This is a genomic window from Heliomicrobium gestii (assembly GCF_009877435.1).
GTDB lineage: Bacteria > Bacillota > Desulfitobacteriia > Heliobacteriales > Heliobacteriaceae > Heliomicrobium > Heliomicrobium gestii.
Window position 1 is genome coordinate 221,764 of the sequence record NZ_WXEX01000004.1, and the last position, 24,247, is coordinate 246,010.

The 24,247-nt window shown below is 57.2% G+C and carries 23 protein-coding genes; 3 read left to right on the forward strand and 20 right to left on the reverse strand.

The genetic code is table 11. From position 1 onward, the window contains the following. Nucleotides 1-3: 3 nt before the first annotated feature. The 4 genes from GTO89_RS06345 to GTO89_RS06360 form a co-directional block, all read right to left on the reverse strand. Nucleotides 4-1,983, reverse strand: coding sequence for a phage tail protein (locus GTO89_RS06345; protein WP_161261213.1), 1,980 nt, complete (start codon nt 1,981-1,983; stop codon nt 4-6). Nucleotides 1,984-2,165: 182 nt separating this feature from the next. Continuing rightward, complete coding sequence (locus GTO89_RS06350; protein ID WP_161261214.1) at nt 2,166-2,558, reverse strand: phage tail assembly chaperone; 393 nt, start codon at nt 2,556-2,558, stop codon at nt 2,166-2,168. 39 nt (nt 2,559-2,597) lie between these two features. Then, complete coding sequence (locus tag GTO89_RS06355) at nt 2,598-3,035, reverse strand: phage tail tube protein (RefSeq protein WP_161261215.1); 438 nt, start codon at nt 3,033-3,035, stop codon at nt 2,598-2,600. A gap of 13 nt (nt 3,036-3,048) precedes the next feature. Beyond that, complete coding sequence (locus GTO89_RS06360; RefSeq protein ID WP_161261216.1) at nt 3,049-4,110, reverse strand: phage tail sheath subtilisin-like domain-containing protein; 1,062 nt, start codon at nt 4,108-4,110, stop codon at nt 3,049-3,051. A 74-nt stretch (nt 4,111-4,184) separates the two neighbouring features. Between GTO89_RS06360 and GTO89_RS06365 the strand changes: the two genes are divergently transcribed. After that, the gene (locus GTO89_RS06365) at nt 4,185-4,424 is read left to right on the forward strand and encodes a hypothetical protein (protein ID WP_161261217.1); all 240 of its coding nucleotides are present in this window, start codon (nt 4,185-4,187) and stop codon (nt 4,422-4,424) included. Here the strand turns inward: GTO89_RS06365 and GTO89_RS06370 are convergent. Further along, nucleotides 4,409-4,855, reverse strand: coding sequence for a DUF6838 family protein (locus GTO89_RS06370; RefSeq protein ID WP_161261218.1), 447 nt, complete (start codon nt 4,853-4,855; stop codon nt 4,409-4,411). The genes GTO89_RS06365 and GTO89_RS06370 overlap by 16 nt on opposite strands. 31 nt (nt 4,856-4,886) lie before the next feature. After that, nucleotides 4,887-5,468 carry a hypothetical protein gene (locus GTO89_RS06375; protein ID WP_161261219.1) on the reverse strand — a complete coding sequence of 194 codons (582 nt, stop codon included), beginning with the start codon at nt 5,466-5,468 and terminating at the stop codon, nt 4,887-4,889. Nucleotides 5,469-5,989: 521 nt separating this feature from the next. Here GTO89_RS06375 and GTO89_RS06380 point away from each other — a divergent pair. Further along, complete coding sequence (locus tag GTO89_RS06380; protein ID WP_161261220.1) at nt 5,990-6,346, forward strand: helix-turn-helix domain-containing protein; 357 nt, start codon at nt 5,990-5,992, stop codon at nt 6,344-6,346. A 204-nt stretch (nt 6,347-6,550) separates the two neighbouring features. Here GTO89_RS06380 and malQ read toward each other — a convergent pair whose 3' ends face one another. The 9 genes from malQ to GTO89_RS06425 all read right to left on the reverse strand — a co-directional run bounded on the left by malQ (nt 6,551) and on the right by GTO89_RS06425 (nt 17,586). Further along, nucleotides 6,551-8,074, reverse strand: coding sequence for a 4-alpha-glucanotransferase (malQ, locus tag GTO89_RS06385; protein WP_235920274.1), 1,524 nt, complete (start codon nt 8,072-8,074; stop codon nt 6,551-6,553). A 279-nt stretch (nt 8,075-8,353) separates the two neighbouring features. Continuing rightward, complete coding sequence (abc-f, locus tag GTO89_RS06390; protein WP_204758169.1) at nt 8,354-10,231, reverse strand: ribosomal protection-like ABC-F family protein; 1,878 nt, start codon at nt 10,229-10,231, stop codon at nt 8,354-8,356. 500 nt (nt 10,232-10,731) lie between these two features. After that, the gene (locus GTO89_RS06395; RefSeq protein WP_161261222.1) at nt 10,732-12,312 is read right to left on the reverse strand and encodes an exo-beta-N-acetylmuramidase NamZ domain-containing protein; all 1,581 of its coding nucleotides are present in this window, start codon (nt 12,310-12,312) and stop codon (nt 10,732-10,734) included. A gap of 231 nt (nt 12,313-12,543) precedes the next feature. Further along, entirely contained in the window at nt 12,544-12,795 is a 252-nt protein-coding gene (locus GTO89_RS06400; RefSeq protein WP_161261223.1) for a DUF1540 domain-containing protein, read from the reverse strand. Nucleotides 12,796-12,873: 78 nt separating this feature from the next. Further along, entirely contained in the window at nt 12,874-13,371 is a 498-nt protein-coding gene (locus tag GTO89_RS06405) for a hypothetical protein (RefSeq protein ID WP_161261224.1), read from the reverse strand. Further along, nucleotides 13,361-14,548 carry a sensor histidine kinase gene (locus tag GTO89_RS06410; protein ID WP_161261225.1) on the reverse strand — a complete coding sequence of 396 codons (1,188 nt, stop codon included), beginning with the start codon at nt 14,546-14,548 and terminating at the stop codon, nt 13,361-13,363. The genes GTO89_RS06405 and GTO89_RS06410 overlap by 11 nt, the downstream gene beginning before the upstream one ends. A 235-nt stretch (nt 14,549-14,783) precedes the next feature. Further along, a complete protein-coding gene (locus GTO89_RS06415; RefSeq protein WP_161261226.1) occupies nt 14,784-15,350 on the reverse strand; it encodes a nitroreductase family protein in 567 nt (188 codons plus the stop codon). Between the two features lie 68 nt (nt 15,351-15,418). Next, complete coding sequence (locus GTO89_RS06420; RefSeq protein WP_235920275.1) at nt 15,419-16,882, reverse strand: MFS transporter; 1,464 nt, start codon at nt 16,880-16,882, stop codon at nt 15,419-15,421. 62 nt (nt 16,883-16,944) lie between these two features. Beyond that, nucleotides 16,945-17,586: a hypothetical protein gene (locus GTO89_RS06425; protein WP_161261227.1), complete on the reverse strand. Its 642-nt coding sequence runs from the start codon at nt 17,584-17,586 to the stop codon at nt 16,945-16,947. Between the two features lie 204 nt (nt 17,587-17,790). Here GTO89_RS06425 and GTO89_RS06430 point away from each other — a divergent pair, with 204 nt between their 5' ends. Further along, nucleotides 17,791-18,174, forward strand: coding sequence for a VOC family protein (locus GTO89_RS06430; RefSeq protein WP_161261228.1), 384 nt, complete (start codon nt 17,791-17,793; stop codon nt 18,172-18,174). A 259-nt stretch (nt 18,175-18,433) separates the two neighbouring features. Here the strand turns inward: GTO89_RS06430 and GTO89_RS06435 are convergent, their stop codons facing one another. The 5 genes from GTO89_RS06435 to GTO89_RS06455 all read right to left on the reverse strand — a co-directional run bounded on the left by GTO89_RS06435 (nt 18,434) and on the right by GTO89_RS06455 (nt 24,181). After that, nucleotides 18,434-19,027, reverse strand: a complete 594-nt coding sequence (locus GTO89_RS06435) for a GDSL-type esterase/lipase family protein (RefSeq protein WP_161261229.1) — start codon at nt 19,025-19,027, stop codon at nt 18,434-18,436. Nucleotides 19,028-19,282: 255 nt separating this feature from the next. Continuing rightward, nucleotides 19,283-20,587: a flagellar filament capping protein FliD gene (fliD, locus tag GTO89_RS06440; protein ID WP_161261230.1), complete on the reverse strand. Its 1,305-nt coding sequence runs from the start codon at nt 20,585-20,587 to the stop codon at nt 19,283-19,285. Nucleotides 20,588-20,804: 217 nt separating this feature from the next. Continuing rightward, nucleotides 20,805-21,122, reverse strand: a complete 318-nt coding sequence (locus GTO89_RS06445; protein ID WP_161261231.1) for a nucleoside triphosphate pyrophosphohydrolase — start codon at nt 21,120-21,122, stop codon at nt 20,805-20,807. Nucleotides 21,123-21,186: 64 nt separating this feature from the next. Then, nucleotides 21,187-23,541 (reverse strand): DEAD/DEAH box helicase family protein, encoded by a 2,355-nt coding sequence (locus tag GTO89_RS06450; RefSeq protein ID WP_161261232.1) that lies wholly within the window; start codon nt 23,539-23,541, stop codon nt 21,187-21,189. A gap of 37 nt (nt 23,542-23,578) precedes the next feature. Next, nucleotides 23,579-24,181, reverse strand: coding sequence for a hypothetical protein (locus GTO89_RS06455; protein ID WP_161261233.1), 603 nt, complete (start codon nt 24,179-24,181; stop codon nt 23,579-23,581). Between the last annotated feature and the right edge of the window lie 66 nt (nt 24,182-24,247).

Genomic DNA, 24,247 nt, shown 5'->3' on the forward strand with positions numbered 1-24,247 from the left:
CCCCTAGGCTGTCGCCATGTTCGTGGCGGCTGTTCTCAGTTTTTCCTCCAGGGTTGACATAAAACGTTCAAGATCAGCCGTGCTGTAGGCGTTTACAGTATCGGCCAGTTTTGGGATGACAATATTGATATTCAATGGAACCCGCTCAATTACAGGCGTAGGGTTGGACGCCAATACGCCCGATGTGCTTTGCAGATTAACAGGCACTTGCCCATCCTTATTCTGCGTCAGAGCGCTGTCATAAGGACTACGGGGTTGAACGGGCGGGGCTTTGGGGATATCCGTATTTTTGAATGAGTCGATAACTTGTTGGGCCTCTTTGTTTTGTTCCGGTTCCGGTATTCCAGTTCCAGGTGGCCCCTGTGGCGCTCCATCTTGTGCCGCTGATTGCTCCTCATTCGGTTTGTCTTTTCCGGCATTGAGTATGTTTTCAAAACCGAAGAAATGTTCCCTGATATACCCGAGTCCTTTGGAGATCAAACCAAGTCCCCAGGTTACAATCGCAAAGATCGGTTTCAACAATGTCCACGCCGCCCGAACAATTCCCACCATGAACGGCCAAGCCATCTTGAATATCTCCCAAACACTTTGCATGGCAAACCAGATGATATCCAAGGCCGGCGCGATGATCTGCCATGCGGTCTCCATGACGCCCGAAATGGTGGGCCAGGCAGCCGACCAAAGTGTTTGTATCGCCGGTATCTGATCAAGAAGATATCCCAGAACCGGCTGAATCGTGTTCCATGCCGTCCCTAACACATTCGATATGATCGGCCACGTCGAGTTCCATAGGGAAGAAAAGGAGGGCATCCGTTGCCCAACGCTGTCTATTTTTTGGACAATCCAATCGAAGACCTGCTGAATACCATTCCAGGCCGTTTGCAAAGATGGCAAAATCGATGGCCAAACCGATTGAAGGATATTGACTCCTTTCACGATCGCTCCCACAAGTCCACCCATGGCGTTTGCGCCAAATTGTTCAAAGACCTTCATCCGTTCGGGCGAGAGCAAATTATAAAGTTCTTGGATTTCAGGCTTGATCGCCTCTATCCCCTTCATACCCATTCCTTGCAGTGAGACGCCAACCCTGGATTTCATTACACCCATCATGCCGGATACAGTGCTGGGTGGACCCTGGTTAGTATACCTGGAGTTCAGGTTACCCAGCAGATTTCGATAACCCGTATCTTTTGCCGATTCAGAATTCATCTCTTTAGGGTTTTTACCGAATAGCCCCTTTAAATCTTCTTCTGTAATGTTGATCCCAAACGAGTCTTTCAGTTGCTTGAATTCGCCGCCACGGGCCGCCATCAGAGCATCCATGGCATCTTTGATGGACTTGCCTTCCGTCTGGGAAGCCATATTGGCCGCCAGCTCGGTCAGCGATCTTGCCAGAGAAGTGTCCCCCTGCGCGATTTGTATGGCGCGAGTGCCGGCGCTTATGGTTTCTTGAAAGTCAATCGGTTTGCTTGCCGCCGTTTCACGCAGCCACTTGACGTAATCACCCGTCTGTTTGCTCAGGTCCTCACTGGAAAGATTCTTGTTGTTCATCCCAATCGACTGTTGAATGGAAGATGTCTGTTTTTCCATGGTCATAGCGGAACCAAGGGTTGTGTCAAAGGCTGCTTTGGCGTTGATTTCCGGAAAAATCTGGGGCGCCATTTTACTAAGCGAGGAATAGGCTCCTTTGATGCTTCCGATCACCTTCTTGCTATTTTCAACAATGCTGACAACTGGGCGGGCGACAAAACTTCCCAGACGCTTTAATCCGTTCCAGACCACATTTATTTCTTGTGCCGCAAGGTTCCTGACCGACACAACAATGGACAGAGGCTGTAAGCTCTGTCGCATCGATCGAAGAGACGCCTGGACAGGCGCCAATGAAAATTCATTACAATTCCGAATAAGCCGTTCAGTATCCTGAACTTCCTCTCGAAATGCGGTTACTTCCTTTCGAATCATTTGGACCATCGTGGTTAACATCCTACGTTATTCCCCCCCTCTTCCACCAAGTATCGGACAGTTCGCTCCCTCTTTCTCCTTCGCATACAACATCGACGCGAGGAGAAAGATCTTTTCCCCTTCCGGGGCGTTAAAGAGTTCGGACGGCCGAACCCCTCGCTGCGCGTAATAATGCAGCAAGTAGGCCAGGCCGTCCGAATTAATCAGTTTTTTACGGCGTCAACGTCCACCTGTTGGTCCTTGTCGAAACCGGAAAGCGTCATGATCGCCTTGTAAATCGACAGGATTTCCCCCCCAAGGAACAGTTTGCGAACGATATCAACGGGACGGGCCACACCGAACTTTTCACGAAGCGCAGCATCCTTGAAGTTCGGGTCCGTCGCCAGCTCATAGATCGTCCAAACCATCTCCTCAGCCTGTCCACCCGAGGCCTTGTCGCCGATCTCGTTCATCTCGTCGATGGTGGCCGCCCGATAGGAGATGAAAAAGGGCTTTCCGAACTGCCGGGAAAGCCGCTTGATCTCCATTTTGCCGGTGGGGACGTTTTTCAGTTTCGCCGGGTCAGCGCCCAGCAGCATTTCCAATGTCTGTCCCATCTGTTTCTCCTCGTCCTCTCCTAATTTGTCCCGTTTGTCCTAGTTCTTCGGCTCAATCTTGTCGAGGTACTCCCAACTGGTGGCCGTGAAGGGGCATTCCACCTCGCCGAGCTTCTTGACTTCCCAGTCGGCCAGGGTCAGGTCATCAAAACAGGCGTCTTTGATCAGGACGCGCTCGGCGCCGAAGGCGGCCGGGTCACGCAGGGCGGACATGATGCGCACCGTCGGGTTGTTCCCTTGCTGCAGTTCCTCGGAGATCTGTTTGGCCATCCGGGAATTGACCTTGTAGAGCTTGACGGTGCCTTTGATCTTGTAGCCGGTCATTTTAGTGGCGATGCCCAGGCTGCCGCAGACGGGCACGTCCTCTTTTTCGATCTCCACCTTGGCGTTCAAGCCTTTGCATTCGGACACCTTGTCACCGTCGAGCCAGCACTCGCCGAAGGTGCCGTTGATGATTCGTTTCGCTTCCAGAGCCATTGGGCCCACCTCCTTACAGATTTACGACAAGCTGGACTTCTTCGATGGCGTCCAGCCCTTTGACGTTGGAGACGAGGAACACCTTGTCGCGGGTGTTGGCCTCTTTCAGTTGCGCTTCCGTCATGGCGTCGACGGCTTCGCCGATGCTCTTCAAGTAGGTCTTCTGGGCCGGCAGGTTGATGGCGCAGCGGTTTTTGCCGGTGTCGAGCACCCGTTCCTGCTCCAGCACCTCGTAGTAGGCGTTAATGGCATTGAGCAGAAGCAGCTTGTTTTCGTAGCTGTTCTGGACGGAACCGATGTACTCATCTTCGATGGTTTCCTTGATGTCCTGGTACATCATGTCATAGATCCGGCTGAGCTTGATCTTTTTCCAGTCGGCGCCCTTGTCCTCGGTGGTGGTCACCAGCGACGTGACGCCCCGGGCGATCTTCACCTTGCCGCCATCATGGTAGAGGATGAGCTTGCCCGCGTCGACAGCGGCGTCGGCGTCGGCTTTGGACAGCTTGGGCACATCCTGCACCTCGGAAAGAACGCGGAACGTGGGGGCCACAGTCAGGGGCAGCCCGGCGATCAGTCCGGCGATGCGCGCCGCGTACCGGCTGGCATCATAGGTCTTGCCGAAGGCCTGGATGTTGTCGGTGGCGAAGTTGATCACCGCTTCATGATCGGCCGCCGAATGGGGAAGCACGACCTGGATCTTGCGTTCCTTCGCGTCGCGCATCGATTTGGCCCAGGAGGCAATGGTCGTCGTGTCAGCGGCGGCGATGCCGGGGAAGACAGCGAGGTTGAACCGGATCGCTTCCAGGTAGTTCAGGGCCGCGCTGTAGTCGCTGGCGCCGGCGGGCAGGACGACCACTTTCACTTCCTGGGGCGTCCCCATGAAGGCATGTTCGACATATTCCTTGTTTTCCGCCGTCAGCTCCGCAGGCATGTCGGCGATATCGCTCAGTTTGAATTCGACGAGCGATGTGGCGAGGGGATCCTTCAGCACCATAGCCAGGATGCCTACAGAACCGCGCTCGATGGCCTTGACGGCCTTTTGTTGGAAAATGATGTTGACAGAAGGCAGACCCAAGATAAATCCCTCCTTAAAAATGTGAGACGCCTGCCGGTTCGCTGTATCGCCGGGGCGTCTAAAAAGAAATCCGTTTGAAGCTTTTGTTGGTTGGCGCTGCTGCTTGCACCGTCGATGCCCGCGCGGTCGATGCTTGCGCAGTTGATGCCTACGCGATCGATGTCTGCGCAATTGATGCCTATGCGATTGATGTCTGCTCGGTCGATGCCTGGGCCGCCGGCGCGCCGCCTGTATTGGCGACACGGTGGCTTGCGCCAGCGGATGCGTCCGGCGGATGCGACCGGCGGATGCATCCGTCTCACCCCATCTGGTGATCGATTTCGCCTACGGTCTCGTAGACCGGTTCGGCCCGTCCCCACTCGGTCTCCAGGGCAAAGGTGACGCGAGCTTCGCCATCGCCCGTTGAGATTTTCCCGTCGACGATGCGGTAACGGGCGCCGCCGGGACTGCTCAAGGTCATCTCCTCGGATAGATGCTCCCAAATTCGGCTGGCGACCGTCAGTGGCTGAAGATCGTCCGTCTCACCGTCCGGAACGGCATCTTGGGGAGGGTAATAGATGATTTTCCAGGTCGCTCGCTCTTGCCACAGGGTTCGGTTAAGGGGGATGCTTTTACCGGCAATCAGCCGGCAACAAAAGGCGGGCCGCGCAAAACCGGCAGGCGGGGCGCCAATATACACCGATGGGATCGACGGGAACAGTTCGTTCAGCTTCACCCGGATCGCATCCATGCTTTGACGGGACATCATTCTCACCTCCTCTCTGTCCTCCCAGGTATTACACTATCACCTTTTCCGGTACTCTTGGTGTCACCGTGGTGTCACCTTGACGATGGGAAGCATCGTGTGGGTGTTCGGAGACACCGCAGGGTTGTGGGGTAAAGAGATCGGGCAACACATCATAGCAATACTGCAAGGCTTTGCGATGAATGCGGTAAAAGGTCTCTTTGCTGCAGAAAAGGTGCATCTGGTAGATCACGCTGTCCGGCTGAATCTGCTGGTAATACTTCCTCCGAATGAGCTCGGCGCCCGCTGTTCCCCACCGGCTTTCTTCGGCCATCGTCTCCAAGACGTGGCGGTACTGCGCAAGCTTCCGCTCAAACTGTTCGATCCTGTCTTCCAGGTAGGACTTTTTCAGCGGATACTCCTCCAGAAAGATCACCCAGGCCTCCTGCCTTGATTCCGGCACACCGCCAGCGCCTTTCGCGACGCTCAACTGGCTCACCCAGGTCGGCGGCGAGGCACGCCGCGTTTCCAGATCATCGAGTGCTCTTTTTGTATTCGCCAGGGCGACTTCCGTTTTTCGAATCGATAAAAGCCATGCCTGCACCTGTTTCGCCGTTTCCCGGTTCAAAGCCATCGCTCCTTTTTCCTGCGTTTTATCGTGTTACGAATTACGAATTTGGGATGCATTGCGCCGCTTAAGTACCATCGTTTTTACCGTCGTCTTGTACCGTCGTTTAGCAGCGCTGTTTAGTAGCGCGTCTAACGCTGCCGTTTAGTTCCATCGTTTAGCTCCGCCGTTTACCACCGACGAACTGCCACCGGCGGCATTCGTCGAGCGCCGCAAAAGGGGCAAGCGATCCGTTTCAGATCCCCCTTTTGGTAGAACTTGCTCCCACAGTCACCGCACTGCCCGAGGGGTACCTTTGGAACGGTACGTTCCCTTTTCAACCGCATCAAAATCACCGCTTTCATCGAATAATGCCTCGGTTCACCGTTCACCCCGTACCCTTATTATGCCGAAAAGAAACAGAATTGGTCAAAATGACAAAAGAGCCACATTTGTCATTTTGACCAATTAGTTGTCGTTTTCTCAAAAACCCTTGTTATTTTGCTGTTTTTGGTCATAATGACATAGTAGGAGTACATAAAGTCAGGGTGAGCAGATTGGCCCATCATGCAGAGCGATTGAAACAAAAACGAGAGGCCGCCGGCATCTCCATCGAATCGCTGGCCCAAACCCTGGGTGTCAGCGTATGGACGATTCGAAACTGGGAAAATGCTAATCCCGAACGCAACCGGGAACCGAGTTACCATCATCTGCGCCAAATGGTCGAAATGTATCGCTGCACCGCCGACGAGATCATCGGCATCCGGCATAGTGAACAGCGAGATCTGTCCAGTTTGATGACCGTTTATCCAGTGGAGGTCGACGGTGAACGCTTGACCGAGGCCGAGAAGGAGATCGTGCTCAACCTCGCGCGCAGCCTGATCCAAAACCGGCAAAAAAGTTGACCCCTTCAACACAAAAACCCCGACTTTCCAAGAAAGTCGGGGTTTTTCGCGCATCACGGGCCAGTTTTTCACTATAACAGCATTGCAAATGCCAACATTTGTTCAATTTCCAGGTCTGTTATCGACGGTGTCGTCGATAACCGCTTTATGCCGCAGGGATTGGCCAAACGCGTGGAAGCGATGGAAGACGCTTCCGCCCCTCCATTACATCGCGCTCTTCGCCCCGTCCTTCGCCGACCAGCGCCGGTAAAGAACGGTCATACAGGAGAGTTTTTCCATCAACGTCTCGTCGATCTGGCTCCAGGCGAAGCGCCACATCCAGTTTTTGTCATTGATCGTCCCCGGCAGGTTCATTCGCGCTTCCACACCCAGATCCAGCAAGTCCTGCATGGCGAAAAGGGCCGTATTGTAATTGGAGGCCATCGCAAAGCGGATCATCTCCCAGACGACATCCCGCCCATCACAACGGAAATAGGCCAGCAGCTTTTCCCTGTCTGAAGAGGGAAGCGTCAAAAACCAGCTCAGGGTCGTGTCGTTGTCGTGATTGCCCGGATAAATGACGTAGTTTTTATCATGATCATAGAAGAGGTGGTTGAAGCCGTTTTGACCCTCAAAAGAGAAATGCATGATCTTCATGCCCGGGAAGGCGAAGCGTTCCCGAAGCGCGATGACCTCCGGCGTGATCATGCCCAGATCCTCGGCAATGATCGGGATCGGTCCCAGCGCCTTTTCCACGGCAAAGAACAGCGCCTCAGCGGGCCCTTTGCGCCATTGGCCGTTGACAGCCGTCGTTTCCCCGTACGGAACGGACCAGTAGGCCTCAAAACCGCGGAAGTGATCGACGCGAATGATATCGGCCAGGGAGAGGTTATGGCGAAACCGCTCGATCCACCAGTGATAGCCCGTCGATTTCAGGTACTCCCAGTTATAGACGGGGTTCCCCCATAGTTGCCCCGTCTGGCTGAAGTAATCAGGCGGCACCCCGCCGACCTCCTTGGGGAACCCTTTTTCGTTCAGGGCGAAGATGGCCCGTTCCCCCCAGACATCGGCGCTGTCGAGGGAGACGTAAATGGGGATATCGCCGACGATCCGGATCCCCCGCTCGTTGGCATAGGCCTTGAGGGCATACCACTGGCGGAAAAAGATGAACTGGACAAACTTCTGGTAGTTCGCTTCGTCAAAAAAGGCGTGCATCGTATTGGCCCAGCCCAACTCATCGGGGCAGGCGAATTCGGGATCCCAGTCCAACCAACTGGTATCGCCGAAACGATTCTTTAGAGCCATGAACTGGGCAAAGGGATCGAGCCAGCGGTTGTGCTGGTAGCAAAAACGCTCATGCTCCATTTTCAAGGGCGAGCGATCGGGCAAAGCGCGAAAGCGCTCATAGGCGAGGCGCAACCGGGAGCCCTTATACCAGTAAGCCCAGGAAAAGTTGGCCCGAAAGGGGTTGGAGCGGTCGACCTCTTCCACCTCGGTGCCTGTCAGCAGCCCGTCCTCCCGCAGTCGCTCCAGGCTGATCATGAGCGGATTGCCGGCAAAAGCGGATTGGCAGGAATAGGGGCTGTGTCCGCGCCCCGTGGGGCCCAAGGGAAGCACCTGCCACAACCGCTGCCGGGTGCGAGACAGAAAATCAACGAAGCGATAGGCGTCGACACCCAAATCGCCGACACCATGGGGACCGGGTAAAGAGGTGGGATGCAAGAGCACCCCACTTACACGTTCCTGCAACAGGGGAGTTCACCTCTCTGTTTTGGTCTGTATCTGTCGGCGTCGCCTGCGTCGCTCGCCTGCATCATTCTGTCGTTTGTCTACATCGCCTACATCGTTCGGTCCGTTCGGTCATTTGTCATTTGTTCGTTCCTATGGGATCATTCTATGAATTCAACCTTTTTTCCTTCCGTTTCTATACAGTTCCGATTCAATTCTATCGCTTCCGCTCTATTTCGCCGGCCTCCCGCCATCGCTGCCGTCGTGTCTGTCCAGTTGTGTCTGTCCAGTTGTGTCTCTTCAGTCGTGTCTGTTCAGCCGCGCCAGTTCGGCGACGACCTGCCGGTATTCTTCCTCCCACCGGGATCGTTCCGCTTCATCGCCTTTGCGGCGGGGCAGAGACAACCGTCCCCCCAGATCGGCCATGCGACACTGGAGCAACAATCGTTCGCCCGAGTGATCGGCCTTCGTTGGCCCGGGACGCCTGCCGGCCGACCCCACGGGTTTCTCTGTGAGCGGTTGCGCCCGCTCCGGCTGTTTTAGCCGCGCCGGGTGCGCCGGGTGCACCGGATACGCCGAATGCGCCGAATGCGCCGGGCTCGCCGGGTGTGCCGCGAGCGTCGAGAGTGCGGTAAGCGCCGGCTGACTCGCGCTGACCCGTCCCCCCTCGACCAACAGGATTTCATCAGCGACCTGCTCGATGAGCCGGCGATCATGGGACACGAAAAGAACCGTGCCGGGATACTCTTTGAGCAATGACTCCAGCGCCTCCAAGGCGTCGATGTCAAGGTAGTTCGTCGGTTCGTCGAGGAGCAACACATTGAAGTCCTGGACCAGCGTTAACGCCAGTTGCACTTTCACTCGTTCTCCGCCGCTGAGCATGCCCACTGGCTTATGCACATCGTCACGCCGGAAATTCAGCCGCGCCAGCAAGGTCCGCACAAAGGACTCGGGCCGGTTTGTCACGTTCCGCAGCGTTTCCAGCACTGTCCGTTCTCCGGGCAGACGCTCCACATTCTGATCAAAAAAACCGATGCGCGCCGCCGGGTGGACGGTGATCCCCTGTTCCCGCGCCAGGATCATGTGAAGCAAAGTGCTTTTGCCCGCGCCATTATCGCCAACCAAGGCGACCTTGCGTCCCCGGCGGATCTCGAAGCTGACGCCGCCAAAGAGTTCCCGATCGCCGATGCGCTTGCTCACATTGTCAGCCCGGATGGCGATCTTCCCGGGCAGCGCCCCTTCGCCGGGGCGGTCAAAGAAGATTCCCGGCGGTGTCTCCGGTCTTTCCTTCTCCTCCAACTGTGCGAGGCGCGACGCAATGGCTTGGGCGCCGCGGTCGATCTTGGCCCGCTTGCTGTTGACGCCGCGCTTATGCAAGCGGGCTTCCGAATTCCCCATGCGGGTCGGTGTCGAACGGATCGCCTTGGCCTGCTGGGATTTTTCCCGCATGGCCGCCTCCAAGCGTTCTCGCTCCTCTACATAGGCGGTATACTCGGCCATCTGCTGGGCCGCCTCTGTTCGCTTTTGATCGCGGTAGGCGGCGTAACTGCCCTCAAAGAGGCGGACACAGCCGTTCTCTATCTCCAGAATGCGGTTGCACAGCCGATCGAGCAGTTCCCGGTCGTGGGAAACGAGCAGGATGGCGCCGTCATAGGCCATCAGGCGACTTTCCAACAGCCTCGCGCCGGCCAGATCGAGGTTGGCCGTCGGTTCATCGGCGAGCAAGATCCCCGAGGGCCGGCCAAGGGCCGCGGCGATCTTGCGGCGCGTCCACTCGCCGCCGCTTCGCTGTTCGCAGTGGCCGGGCTGGACGTGAAAGAGTTTTTCCGTGTAAGCCGATTCCTGCGTCCAAATGTCCCCGTCGACAGGGTCCCTATCCTTGTCCCTGCGACTGTCCCGATGATTGAGCGGGTCTCCCTGGTCGCGCCTCTCGGCGTCGTGACGCTTTTCGGCCCCCTCCCCCAGTTGCGCGATGACCGCCATTTCCGCATACCGCCGGATTCGACCTTCATCCGGATGCAGTTGTCCTTCCAGGAGCCGGAGAAGGGTGCTCTTCCCGGCCCCGTTGCGTCCCACGACGCCGATCCGGTCATGGCGGTAGATCTTCAATTCATCGATCGCCAGGATCAGGCGATCGCCAAAGTACTTTTTTACGGCACAAAACGCTGCTACGACCATAAAAAAACCTCCCTTGGGAGTCCAAGAGAGGATGGCGCGCAAATCAACCCGAACCGGCGCACAGCACGCCAAAGGCGGGCACCCACAGGGGCGCCGGCTTGACGAGCGGCGGGATCGCCGAGTTGCCGGATAAAGGACACCGGCCTTGAACTGCGCAAAAACCATCCTGTTCTTGACTCCGAGTTTGACGCGACACCTCCGGCGCAGGTGAAAACCGGCTGCCCGGAAGGCCGCTTAGCATTCGGAAATCAGTTGAAACAGGATTATTTGCGCATGTTCGTATACCTTGCCCCTTCATCGAGATTCGTCTCTAGTGTACGGCAAAGGGGCGCAGCCGTCAACAAGCCGCGCCGCGCCGAACCATTTCATTCCAAACCATACCATGCCACGCCTCACCAAACCTCAGCGCATGGCCCCGGCCTGTTGGCCGATCGCCTTTCCCAAGCCAACGCCTCGTATCGGGCCGATAGCTACGGTTTTGGTCATGGCTATGGCTGCGGCTACGGCTTCGCCCCCACGATCACGGTCCGCCTCGAACCGTCCCAGTCGACAGCGGCGCCGACCGCCTCGCTCACATAGCGGGCCGGGATCATGGTGCGTTCGCCAAGAATGACCGGTGTGGCGTCAAGGCGTTTCTGCTGACCGTTGATCACAGCGGCGGCGCTGCCGACGGTAAAGACGCTCTTTTTTCCCGCCTTTTCGACAGTGATCGTCCCGCTGGCGCCGTTCCAGTTGACTGTAGCGCCGAGGGCCTCGACGATGGCCCGCAGGGGGACCATCACCCGGTCGTTCCGGTCCAGGTAGGGCGCTGAATCGAAGGCCACCTCGCGGCCATCCACAACGACCCGGATCGGTTCGATGAGACCGGGCGGCGGGCTCGGCTGATCGCCATAGATGAGGTAGCGCTTGCGTGCTTCCCGGAAGGCCTCCAAGGCGGGCCGGTAGTTGTCCTCCATCTCTTGCGGCGATAGGCCCGCTTCCAGCCAGATCCCGATCTTGTCGGTGCCCATGATCTTGTCAAACATGACCACCTTGTCGCCGCTCTTGGGCACGGGAAAACCGTTGAGGGCATGGGCGTAGGCCAGGGCGTAGACGCCGGTCTTGGCCGGGTTGAAGGCATGATAGTCGGTGATCTGAAGCCGCACGCCGCCGGCCGCACCGCGCCGGTCAGCGACAAAGGTGACGCCGGGCAGGCCGGCTCCGTTGAGCAGTTCGGCATAGCGGTCGGCATCGATGCCTTTTGAACCGATCCATTTGAAGTTGGATTGGAAGACGCTGGTGCCCTCGCCGAGGCCGGTGGCCATGTAGCCGAAGGCGGCGTCCAGATCGACGATGGCCGGCGACGTGTTCAGCCAGGGCAGACCCGTATCCTGAAAGACCATGGCGCGATTCCAGCCGGCCATCGGCACGACGGTGAGCTTGGCGCCGATGTTGCGGTTGAAGTACAGGGCCAGTTCGCCGGCGGTCATGCCATGGGACATGGGCAGGTTGTCGACACCGACGAAGGTTTTAAAGCGGTCCTCCAAAACGGGGCCGTCGGCGATGACGCCGCCGACAGGATTGGGCCGGTCCAGGACGACGATCGGTTTGTTGTATTTTTGGGCAGCCACCATGCAGTAGTTTAAGGTTGACATGTATGTATAGGAACGGGCGCCGATGTCCTGGACATCGAAGAGCAGCACATCGAGGTTGCGCAGCATCTCTTCAGTCGGCATCCGCGTCGGCCCGTAGAGGCTGTAGACGGGGATGTTCAACGTCGGGTGTTGGTAGGAGGCCACGTACTCACCGGCTTTGGCCGTCCCGTCGACGCCATGTTCGGGGCCGAAGAGGGCTACGAGCTTGACCGAAGCATCCTGGGCCAGCACGTCGACGGTGCGCTCGCCGCGGCTGTTGACACCGGTCTGGTTGGTGACGAGGCCGACACGCTTGCCGGCGATCAGGCTATGGTATGTACTCATCAGGCGTTCATTGCCCAAGGTGACGGCGGCCGCCTCGGCCGGCGGGAGCGCCGGGAAGGGCGAGAGCAAGATGGAACTGAGAGCCAGCAGGATGGCACAGAAGAGCATCCACCGTTTTTGCATTTTATAACCCCTTTTCGACAAATTTTATTTTGTAGCAAGAGCGTTTGGCCTTAGAGATCACCACCCAGCGAAATGATTTTGTTCTATTTCTTCGACGCGCCGCCAGAGATCCCCTTTTTGGGAACTCCGGGCAAAGAAAAAGCCGCCGGCGTTTATCCGGCAGCTTTCTCTGTCACAACGGCTCTGATCGGTTGTCTGGGGATTCCGTACGGCTACGGGGCAGGAGGGCACTTACTGCATCCGCTTGACACCGTCCACATCGGCCTTGCCCGAATCCTTCGGCACGAAGGATTTACAACAGGTGGACATGCAGTCGCTCGCGGAAACAGCGCTCAGTTGCGCCGCCATCGTGGCGTCGACATTGTCCGGCTGATTCGAGCCAAACTTGTCGCTGGCGACGAGGATCTCATTGGCGACACACTTGTTTCCCGACTGGTAGTAATGGCAGTTGCTGACGATGCAATGGATGTGTTGTTGTGGCATGGTCATCCCCCTTTGCGTTTTTTTTAGTTTACCCACGCAAAAGGCGTCTATCCAGCCACCCCTCGATCCCCTACTCGGTTAATCGGCGGATTGCGGTCGACCCCACCGTTCCAGCACAAACTGGATGAACCGCCAGACCGGCCCCGAAGGAAAATGCTCCGGCAATAACTCCTCCAACCGATGGACCGGCGCCGATTCGGGCGGCTCGACCGGTTCGACGATGCGTTCCACCTGTTCCGGCCCGCCCTCGGCCAACCCGGAGGCATATTCGTCGTAAATGTCCCAGAACTGCTGGGGCGCACGGATGTGCAACCACACGTGACCGCTGATCGGCCCGGGCAGCGACTCTCGCACCAGCCAATAGACGGCCGGCGCCGTCTCAGCGATCTCCACGTAGACCCAACTGCTGTGGCGGCGTTCCTTCGACGGCGCCTTGTCCCTGCGGGGCTCCAGCGTCATCAGCCCCTGGCGGAGCAACTTCCAACCCAGCGGCCCCGGTTCAAGGGGCCACAGATCCGGTTTGGAGTATTGGAGGGCCACATTCATTCGCAACACCTCGACGGCATCAACCGGCAAATTCTTCGCCCTTCCACCCCTGATTGTCGATGGGATAGGCGACAACAAAGGTTGTCCCCGACTCCGGAGACACATCAAAATGGATCCGCCCGTTCAGGTAGCGCTCGGTCAACAGCTTCATGCTGTAGGTGCCGATGCCCCGCCCCTCCCCTTTCGTGGAGAAGGAGCGCTTGAAGACCTGAAGCTGGACCTCCCGCGTCATGGGGACAGGGTTGTTTACCCAGAATTCCACCGAATCGCCGGCCTTGCGGCAACCGGCGGTGATCTCCGCGCCGGCGGGCGAGGCCTCGACGGCATTTTTCAGCATGTTTTTTAACACCCGGCGCAGCAGCACCGGCGAGCTGAGAAAGGTGGCATTTTCGGATCCCTCGTCGATGCGGACAGACCAGCGACCATACTGGTCATTGGCGCAAAACTGGCGCACCAGCCCGTGAAGCAGTTCCCGCGAGCGGATATAGGCGGGGATCACCTTGAGCTCATCATTTTCGGCGGCGATCAGATCGCGCTGTTCGGCGATCTCTTCGACGAGACCGCCCGCCACCGACTCCAGCGCGCCGAAAAGGTTCTTGGCCTCCTGGAGATCGGCCACATCGCGGCCCAACTCCAGCAGCCCCTGCAAGCCGCCGGCTGTGTTCATCACATCGTGGAAAAAGATTCGTTCCAGCATCTTGCGCCGTTTTTCGTGGCTGATATCGGTCATGTTCACGATCGAAAAAAACTGCCCCTGCACCTCAATCGGGTTGACGAGGACACGCACGTCGAGGGCGCGAAAAGATTCACCAAAGCGAACCGATATCCGGCAGTCCTGGCAATCCAATTTCCCCCGGACGCCGTTCATCAAGGCAAAAAAGGCGCCACAGGTCCGGCAGGGCTCCGCCGTGCCGCAGCCGCCCGTCTCATTCTGGGCGTGGACGCAGCGCAAGACCTCGCCGGGCCGCACCCCCAGAACGTGCTTGGTATCGAAGTCGCCCAGCAGTTCAAGGAGCGCCGAGTTGCAAAAGATGATCTGCCGCTGCCGGTTGAGCACCATGACGACATGAGGCAGGGCGTTGAAGGCGACACGCACGCCTTCCAGTTTTTCGATCAGGTTGGTCTGCGCTTCCACCTCACAGCGGCTCAACCGCTCCGCCAGCGCCTTGGCGCCGAATTCGATGGAAAGAGCGGGTGTCGATTCCACAAGCCCCACCTCTTTACGTATATGAGTGGCCGGCAATCTCCGACAGTCTATGAACAACTGCGATGAACCGCCGCCGATGACCCGCTGTCAATCAACCGTCGTCATTGAACCGCCGTCAATGAACCACGGTCTTCGACAGCCGCCAAAGGTCGGCATCGATGGCGCCCTGGACGATAACCATCCCGGGCCATCTGTCCTTGATACTTTTCTTTGCCTATTCGCGCTTTTGGAATGATCAACCTTCCAACCAAGCCAAAACTTCCGGCGATTTCTTGCGCATCGTCCGGAAATCCCCCTGGGGATAGCCGGCGATCAGCGGCGCCACCGCCTGATACTCTGCGGGAACGCCCAGTTCGGCTTTCGCAACTGCGTCGTTGAATAGCCCCAAGGCAAAGCCGATCCAGCAGGTGCCAATCCCCTGATCCCGCGCCGCCAGCATGATGTTCTGGGCTGCCAGGGCGCAGTCGATGGTCGGGTTGGGACCGGCCGGTTTGGCGTAGATCACAATCAGCGTCGATGCGTCGTAAAAGATGTTATAGTCCGGATCGGTAAAGAGCGAGCGATACTTCTGTAAGATCGGCCGTGTCTCACAGAATTCCAGCATGATCACCTTGGCCTGATCGGAATAGGTTTTCAGCCGCGCTTTATCTTGGATGACAGCGAAGGCCCAGGGCTGGCTGTTCATGGCGCTCGGCGCTTGGACCGCCGCCGCCAGCAACGCCTCGACCTGCTCCCGTTCCACCGGTTGCTCCGTATATTTGCGCACCGAACGGCGCCCATAGATGACATCTCGCAATTCCATAGAAACGCTCCCTTATATTATCGTGATTTTCACGGATTACTTTCTATCTTTTCGACAAAATTCGCCACTTACCTTTTCGGCCCTTTCTCGGCAGCCTTCTCCCCTGCGCCTTCCAGTTCCCCCCGGGCCAGCGAGGCGACGGCGCCGGAGGCGGCCAACAACGACCCGGCGAGAAAGGCCGTCCGCAACCCTGCCATAAATCCGGCCGTCCCGTCGACCGCCCCCGGCGCGGCATGCACGCCGGCCTGCCAGGTGACCAGGGCGCTGCTGACGGCGATGCCGAGAACCATGCCCACATTGCGCACCGTCGCCAGCACACCGGATCCGATGCCGAGGCGGTGGCGGGGAACGCTGCCCATGACGGCGCTGTTGTTCGGCGCCTGAAAGATGCCGGCTCCCAGCCCAAAGATGCTCAACCGCCAGATCACATCAACAGCTTGGGCCTCAGGACGCAAACCGGCCATCAGAAAAAGCGAGACCGCGACGAGAGACTGGCCGGCAAAGGCCAACCGTCGCGTCCCGAACTTGTCAGAAAGGGTCCCGCTCAGCGGCGACATGACGAGCATCAGCGCCGGCGACACAGTCAGGACCATCCCGATCCGCCCGGCGTCCATTCGGAGCACCTGTTGCATGAAAAAGGGCAGCAAGAACATCATCGACGATAGGGCCATGAAATTCATCAATCCGGCAAAATTGGCCGACAAAAAGACCCGGTTTTTAAACAGGCCGAGATCGAGCATGGGCTGCTCCACCCGGCGCTCCCAGGCGACAAAGGCGGCGGCTCCGACAGCAAAGAGGGCGAGCAGCGCCACGATCACCGGCGATGTCCATCCCCACTCCTCGCCATAGCTCCCGGCCAGCAAAACGGCGCCAAGGGTAAAGAAGCCCAAGGCCGCGCCGGCCAAGTCAAAGGACTGGGGACGGGTATCCTGGCGGGCAGGCACCATGCGCAGGCAGAGGAGAAAACCCAGCAGGCCAACAGGGATGTTGATCAAAAAGATGGCTTTCCAACCGGCCCAGGTGAGCAGGAATCCCCCTAAAGTGGGGCCGAGGGCCAGACCGACGGCGACGACCATCCCGTTCGTCCCCAAGGCGCGACCCCGTTCCTGCGGCGGAAAGACAGAGGCGATGATGGCGGGGCCGACAGCCATGAACATGCCGGCGCCGATGGCTTGCAGGGCGCGAAAGGCGACGAGCACCCAGATGGTCGGCGCCAGGGCGCAAAGGGCGGAGGCCGCCGTAAAGAGGGCGATGCCGAGCAACAGGATGCGTTTGAACCCATAGATATCGCCGAGACGGCCGTAGGTCAGGATCAGGCTGCCCAACACCAGCAGGTAGGCCATGGTCACCCAACTGACCGTATGCAAGCCGACCTGAAAGACCTGGCTGAAGGTGGGCAAGGCCACATTGACGACACTGCCGTCGATGGGGCCCATCACACTGGCGGCCATGACCGAAAACAGGATCCACCAGCGGCGCGGATGGGGCGTAGGCGCGGCGGCAGGCGCAGAAACAGCAGTGTTTTTGTTCAACAGATATCCCCCTCAGGAAGCAAGCATCGATGAAAACGGGATGGCAAGGCCGCCCGCAGCGTTCATGAAAGCGGTGTCGGGATAAAAAATACCCATGGCGCCGTCACCAGGCCCATCCATTTGGCGATTCGCCAGGCCTGTTCATCCGGAATTCCCTGCTTCGTCAAGACGATGTGATCGAATCGCGCCACCAAAAACCCTGCCAGCGCGGTCGCCACCGCAACGCTGGCAAAGGAACCGGCGCTGGGATGGGGCAACGTCAGCATCGGCCAGACATTGAAGGCGCCGCTGATCAGGGCCAGCACCATGGCGCCGCTCAGATCGGCCGCATAACCGAGCAGCCAAATTCGCCAGAGCAAACCGATAAAGGGCTTCCGCTCCAACGGGATGTTGTTGGCGCGCAGCCCAAGGAACAAGACAAGACCATCGACGAACAGGTTTCCAAACAGGAATAAGAACCAGATCGGCAGGCTGATCGGGACGAACATCAGCATCCAGAAGGGAAAAAAGACGTTGTACAGCGTCACTGTGCTCGTTCCCGGCAGTTTCATTGGCATTTCCTCGCCGGTGTACGGCAAGATAATGCCTGATTCACGCTGTCGGTCCACAATCCCTCGGTAGGTTGTCCGCCCTGTGACGGCGTTAATCCTGGCGCTGGATGAAGCGTCGGGCGCCGTTGCCGCAGGAACCAACAGGTCATCCATTTCACTCGCCTCTTTTCTCATCGCTTCCATCAGGGGATTCTCAGCAATCACACTTCAATGAAAAAGGGCTATCTGGCGAAAATGGCTACTCGGCGGGATAGTGCGCTGATAGAATCGTAAAACTAGTGACGGTATCCCGGCATGCACGGGGAACCAATCGCCTTTTACACAAAATTACGCGCTTAACCGGATTGGAGGACGATCATGAAGATCAAACTTGCCAGTGTATTTGTGGACGATCAAGATAAGGCGCTGACGTTTTATACAGAGGTATTGGGTTTTGTTAAAAAATCAGACGTCTCGGTCGGCGACTATAAATGGTTAACCGTTGTCTCTCCGGAAGGGCCTGACGATATCGAGTTGGTCCTTGAGCCAAACGTCAATCCTGCTGCCAAGACCTATCAGACAGCGCTGTTTGCGCAAGGGATACCCCTCACGGCCTTTTTTGTGGACGATATTGAGGCAGAATACGCGAGAATGACGGCGTTGGGAGTGGTGTTCCGTAAGAAACCGACAAAAATGGAGTGGGGATCCTTCGCCATCTTTGAAGATACTTGTGGAAACCATATCCAGATTCAACAGGTCTAAACCTTGCCGCCTGGCGCGATTGGGACAATTGGCGCGATTGGGGTTGCCGTTCAACTACCTAAACGAATGGACGGGACATGCCCAAGGACCCGCCTGGCGATGAAAACATCGTAACCATCAAAATCTTGGCACATCCGGAATGCCTGAAAAATTTGTCTTTTTTATAGTATAACGGATAAAGGGCCTGTCGGAGTGTCGAAAAACAACCCCCGCTCAGCAGTCCATCAGGATTTGCCGGCGGGGTCTGGCTCACTTGTATTTATTTTACGAACGGTCGCAATGCGGCAACCGCCGCCTCTCCCATGCGGGCGTATCCCTGGCGGTTCGGGTGACAATCGCCTGAGGCCAGGTCGGGATGGAGGGAACGGCCATCGGCGGCAACAAGGGATGGGAAGAAATCGATCACCGGCGGCGCCTGACCCCCCCATTGCCGCATCGCCGGCGCCAGCATCACCTCCAGGTGATCCTGCATCAAGGCGCGAAACTCCAGGAGGCGCGTCTGGAAAGGCTCATCGCTCATGGGACCGGTCAATCCGATGACCGGGAGGCAGCGGGCGATGAGGATCCGTTCGACCATGTCCTGGTAGTGGCGCAGGCTTTTCGCCGGCGATAGGAGGGTGTAGGCGTCATTGGCCCCGCCGGTGATGATGACGATGGAGCGGGGCTCCACATCGGGCAGGATGTTGATCAATTCGCGGCGCATATCATCGGTCGTCGCGCCGTTGACGCCCAGATTAACAACGGGGCAGGCGAGCGTCCGCGCCACCATAGCGGTCCAGGAGTCGTCCGGTCCGTAGGGGAATCCCCAGGTCAGCGAATCGCCAACGGCAAACATCGCCGGTGTCTCATACATATCCCTTCCACCTCTGCACGGGTTTGTCTCGGTAGTGCTCGCGATTATTATCCACCATCGACGGCGCTTCTGCAACCGGGAGGGGGATGCTCAGGAGAGAGTTGCGCAGAACAGGGATGGTCAAAACAAGGGCTGCACGCACGGGTTTTATCATGGAAAAGACAAAACGGCCCGGTTTGCGGCCGGACCGTTGATCGACAATGAATAGGCGGTTGAACATTGATTCATTGACGGTCGATAGGCGGGTCAAGTGAATCAGATATAGGAGTCGTAAAAACTGCCTGTGCCAAACATCTGCGGCATAAAGAGGCCCAGATTCGCATTTTGCATGTACATGCCCAGTTGCTGGCGCGTCAGGCTGTTCATGCTCCCGCCGCCATACCGGACAGCCGGCGCCGCCAGCGACGACGGGGACGTGGAAGAGACACCCTGGGCGAACTGGCCGACCTTGTAGGCAAAGCCGCTGTACCCGGCCATCGTCTCTTCAACGCGGTTGGGGTTGTCGGCTAACGCGGATTTCAGCTTATCGGCGTCCACCTTCAACTGGTTGCCGGAGGTGACGGTGATGCCCATATCCTTCAGCTCGTTGCGGCTGTCGGAGACGTAGCGATCCATCCCCCGGCTCAAGGTGGAACTGAGCAGGCTGGCGTTTTTCTGGAGCACATTGCTGGTGCTGTTAAAGGATTTGACAAAACCGTTGATCTCGTCGGTGATCGCGCCGTTGTCGTAGCCGACCTTCACCGCCACATCGCCGACCGTGGTCGCCTTCAGGGTAAGGTTGACCTTGCCCGCGTCGAGCTTCACTTCGTTGCTCTGGCTCGTAAAGGCCGCGCCGTTCACTGTATATTGAGCGTTCTGAGCGGTTGTCGTCTGGTTATCGGCGTCGCTGGCTGAGACCAGGCTGCCCACCGTGTCTGTGATCGTAAAGGCGTTGTCGGTTCCGGTTTTTTGCCCGGTCAACTTGAGTTGGCTCTTCGCCACGCCGCCGGAGGTCGTATTGACCACCTGGGCGGTGACGCCCGCAGCAGCGTTGTTGATGGCGTCGGCCATCTTTTGCAGGACCGTCTTCGCCGTATCGCCGGCGCTTACATCGACGGCCACACTCCGGCTGACACCGTTGCCGGTGATGGTGAACTTGTTCGTTCCCGCCGCAAATCCGGCGTCGCCGGAAAGGGCGGTCGCTGTAAAGGCGCTGCCGGTGTTCTCTTGGGCTTTGGCCACTTGCGAGACACCCACATTGTAGGCGGCAAAGGCGGCATGCTTCGCGGCTGTGCCGGCCACAGCGGCAGAGCCGCCCGCGTCAACGCTCCGCCGGTCAAAGACGTTTTCGCTGCCTGCGAGATCCTTCGCCTGCTTTGCCAGGTCAACGAATTGATCCCGGGCGGTTTGCACCGTCGAAAGGTAGCGGTTGCGGTTTGCCAGCAGCGTCGATCCCGGTGTGACAGATGGCACAAAAGGCGTGTATGCGGAAGCGGCAGGCGAGGTCAGCGAACTCACCAGCGATGTCCGATAGGCGCCGATATACCGGCTTAACCCGACAGAATTGACTGGACCGACCATGACGACACCTCCTTCGTGTCGCTTCTTCCTGAAGGAGAAAGAAACTAGGACGTGGTTAAAGGAGGATAGATCTATGCAAAATTATCCTCTCACAGGTTAAGCCGGCTGTCAATATCCGGCAAGAAAAAACAGACCCTCCCTTCTTACTTTTTTTATCGGTCAGAAGGGAGGGCGGATTTATGGTTTTTGGGCCATGTTTTTAATCCGGCATACGCTTTCAATCTTCCACTCGCATCAGCACAATTCTTTCCCGGAAGGACCCTCGTTCCTGTCGCTTCTGATCAGCCAGCGCGACGAGTTCCGCCCAGGAGAGGCCGTCACACCCGGAGAGCGCAATGAGGACCTCCAGGATATCGGCCAATTCCTCCGGGTTGCCGGACTCGAGGTACTCCTGCAACTCCTCTTGAAGTTTGGCGAGGAGGAGTTCGCGATACTCGGCGTCATCGGCAACGCGTATTTCAGGGTACTTGCCGTCGCGGAGAATGATTTGGGGGATGAGGTCGCGGACGAGCTTGTTGTGGGGGAAGGTGGACATGGCGCGCGCTCCTTTCTCTAGAAAAATCCCATCGGCGCTAGGGACGTTGCTGGGCTGCCTCGCTCTATCTCTTCGGCGCAACCCGCCTTGAATAATAGTCCTCAATCTGCAACTCGGCCTCACTCAGGAGTGTTGCTTTATCAGCAACAGTGAGCTTGGCCCACAAAGATGGATGCCACTCTACTTCCGTCAATTCGCGACAACGGCGGAAGTATCCTTTTCGTTCGAACTTTTCAAAGGGCATTTCGAACAACACGACGCGGATCTCGTCGTTCGTCAGATTCTCTATCCGCGCCATCTTCGCCTTGGGCGCTTCGACAGGCAATCCACAGCGTTGTCGTTCTTGATAGAAGCTCGCAAAGCGTTCCACAAGGCGGTCCACACCAACCCGGCCGCCGGTATCGGCCAATTCGATCATCGCCGCCAGCAGAACCGGTTTATAGGAAAAGACCCGATCGGCCTGGCGCACAAAAAGGAAAAACTCGTCATAGATCGGAAGCCGTGGCGGCGTGTTTGTCACGCGCCGGATCTCTTCGGCGCGTTCAGGCTCAAAGTAATAGAAGGTGCGCTTGCCGAGGGGAACCACATGATCGGCCACCACTTTCCCCTTCCTCACCCAATTGATCACCGTATCATCGGAAACACCCAACTCCATCGCCAAGCGGCGGTGGCTCCACATATGCTCAATAGCATGCTGCCAATCAAAGAGATCGACCACTTCGATGTCTTTCAGCCAAAGGTGCAGGTGGGCAAAGGCCTCGGGCAGATCCTGGCTGACCCGGGTCGCTTCCCAGGCTGCCCGCTCTTCGGCAATCCGCTCGACAGGAGCGAGAGCCAGACGACCGGCCATATACTCGCGGATCTTAAACAGCCGATGCAAGCTCACGCCCTGGTTGTACCGGTTTCCGTTATCGACAAAGTCGACAACCAGCAAGGACTCTTTTCCAGGCGCTTTCCGTGTGCCCCGCCCCAACTGCTGGAGGTAGATCACCTTGGACAAGGTTGGCCGGGCCATCAAGAGCACCCGCGTCTCCGGGCTGTCCCACCCTTCGTTGAGGATGTCGCAGGCGCAAAGCACTTGAATGGCGCCCGCCCCATAGTCGGAGAGGATCTGCTGGCGTTCCACCCGACTCTGCCGACCCGAGACGGATCTGGCCTCAACCCCTGCGGCGCAGAACAATTCTGCCAGCCTCTCGGCGTGAGCGACATTGACGCAAAAGACGACCGCTCGCTCCCCAGGCGTCAGTTCAAGGTAGGTCTGCACAATCAGACGATCACGCTCAGGGATGCGCAGTTTTTCCTCCAAGTCCTTGGCCTGGTAGCGAAACCCATTGAAGCGCACAGACGATAAATCGACGTTGGTCTTGACGCGGACACAGCGGATGGGGACGAGTTCCCCCAGTTCGATCGCTGTTTTCAAATCCATCCGGTGGGCCACATGCTGAAAGATATCGAGCAGGGACTGACCGTCCATTCGTTCTGGCGTGGCCGTCAACCCAAGCAAGAAGCGCGTTTTGAAGTGGCCGATGACTTCCTTGTATGTACGGGATGTGGCATGATGGGCTTCATCGATGACAAGATAGCCAAACTGTTCAGGAGCATATTGGGAGAGGTTGCGACTTACGTATTGAACACTGCTTACGGTGACTTTTCCCGCGAAAACATCCTTTTCATGCTCATCCGAGCCGGCAGCGTCGCACCCTTCTCGCCTTTTCAGGCTCTCCTTGCCTCTGGCGAGGCTACGGCGTCCGTCACCATCTTCTATAGTCACTTCCGCCTCCGGCCAAAGCCGGACGAAGGTATGGGCGGCCTGCTCGACCAATTCGCGGGTGTGAGCGAGGAAGAGCACCGGCAACCCGACTCGCTTGGCGTCTAAAACAGCCGTGGTCGTCTTCCCCGTTCCCGTAGCGTGGGTCAACAGGGCGAGCGTCTTCCCCTCCCGGCGCAGCCTCGCAAGTTCATCCAACGCGACCGCTTGGTGTTCGCGCAGTTCTAAATCTCCAGAGGCGACCTCGCCCGCCCGCTGATGCGGCAAAAACTCGGCCCACAACTGAAGCAATGGGTTGTGCCCCAAGAACTGCACCAGTTCGCTTTTCACCTGTTCCCGGCTTTGGGTCAATTGCCGGTAGGCCCAGCGATAAACCGTCCAGCCTTGGTAGACGAGGCTGTTTTGACGGATCAGATCGTCGATAAACTTGTCTTTCGCCACCTGTGTGGGATCGTGGTAGCGCTGCCCATCGATCTCAAGGGCATACTTTTCCACGCCGCTCATCAGCGCATAGTCAATGCGTCTCGGGTAGCCGTAGATGTCCTCGAAGGGGTATTCCGGGACGAGGTATTGGAGTTTGTCGAGGCCGAAGGTTTCGGCAAAGAGTTCGAAGAAGAGGTCTTCCGACTCTATAAAACCGCTTTGAGCCATTTCTTTTTATCCTCTTTATTCATAGTCGCCTCACTGCTTACGCAACGACCTGTGTCCCGCCGATGATGTATGCTATTTCCTTTTTCAACTCTTTCAATGATTGTCTGACCCCAGAGGGACCAACACTGTCGGCATACCATGGTAAAACATATAAATATACTTGTGATTTTAACACAGGTGGTTCAAACGAGGAAAACAACTGTTGCGCCAAAGATAAATATCGCTTTTTCGGTTCTCGATATGCCTCAAACTGAAACATGGCATGGCTTAAATCACCGATATGATAGTCCAAACCATCGCCCCAACGGGCAAACTTGTTATAGTTACTCTGTATATTTTTAATATTTTCATTGACTTCATTCTTGATCCCTTGTCTATCCGTTATGCTTATCATGATTCCTTGGAATTTCGGCAATAAACCTGTTCCTAAAATGAAGAGAATCCCTTCCCAGTCATCTCGCTGTACGCCTTTTTTTACAGTCGATATAATGGCTCTTTCTATCTCCGGACTTCTCACCAACAGCTTTTTTTCCGTGCTCTTGGAGTATTTTGTGGCTACGCATAAATCCTTGGAAACGGAGAACAATGGCTCAAAACTGTATTCTGGCGCATCATAGAGCCATTGATTTAAAAGTAACATTGTTCATTCCTCCATCGAAGCTATAACCGGTGAATATGAAATATTGCTGAATCGCTTGGTCTTGCG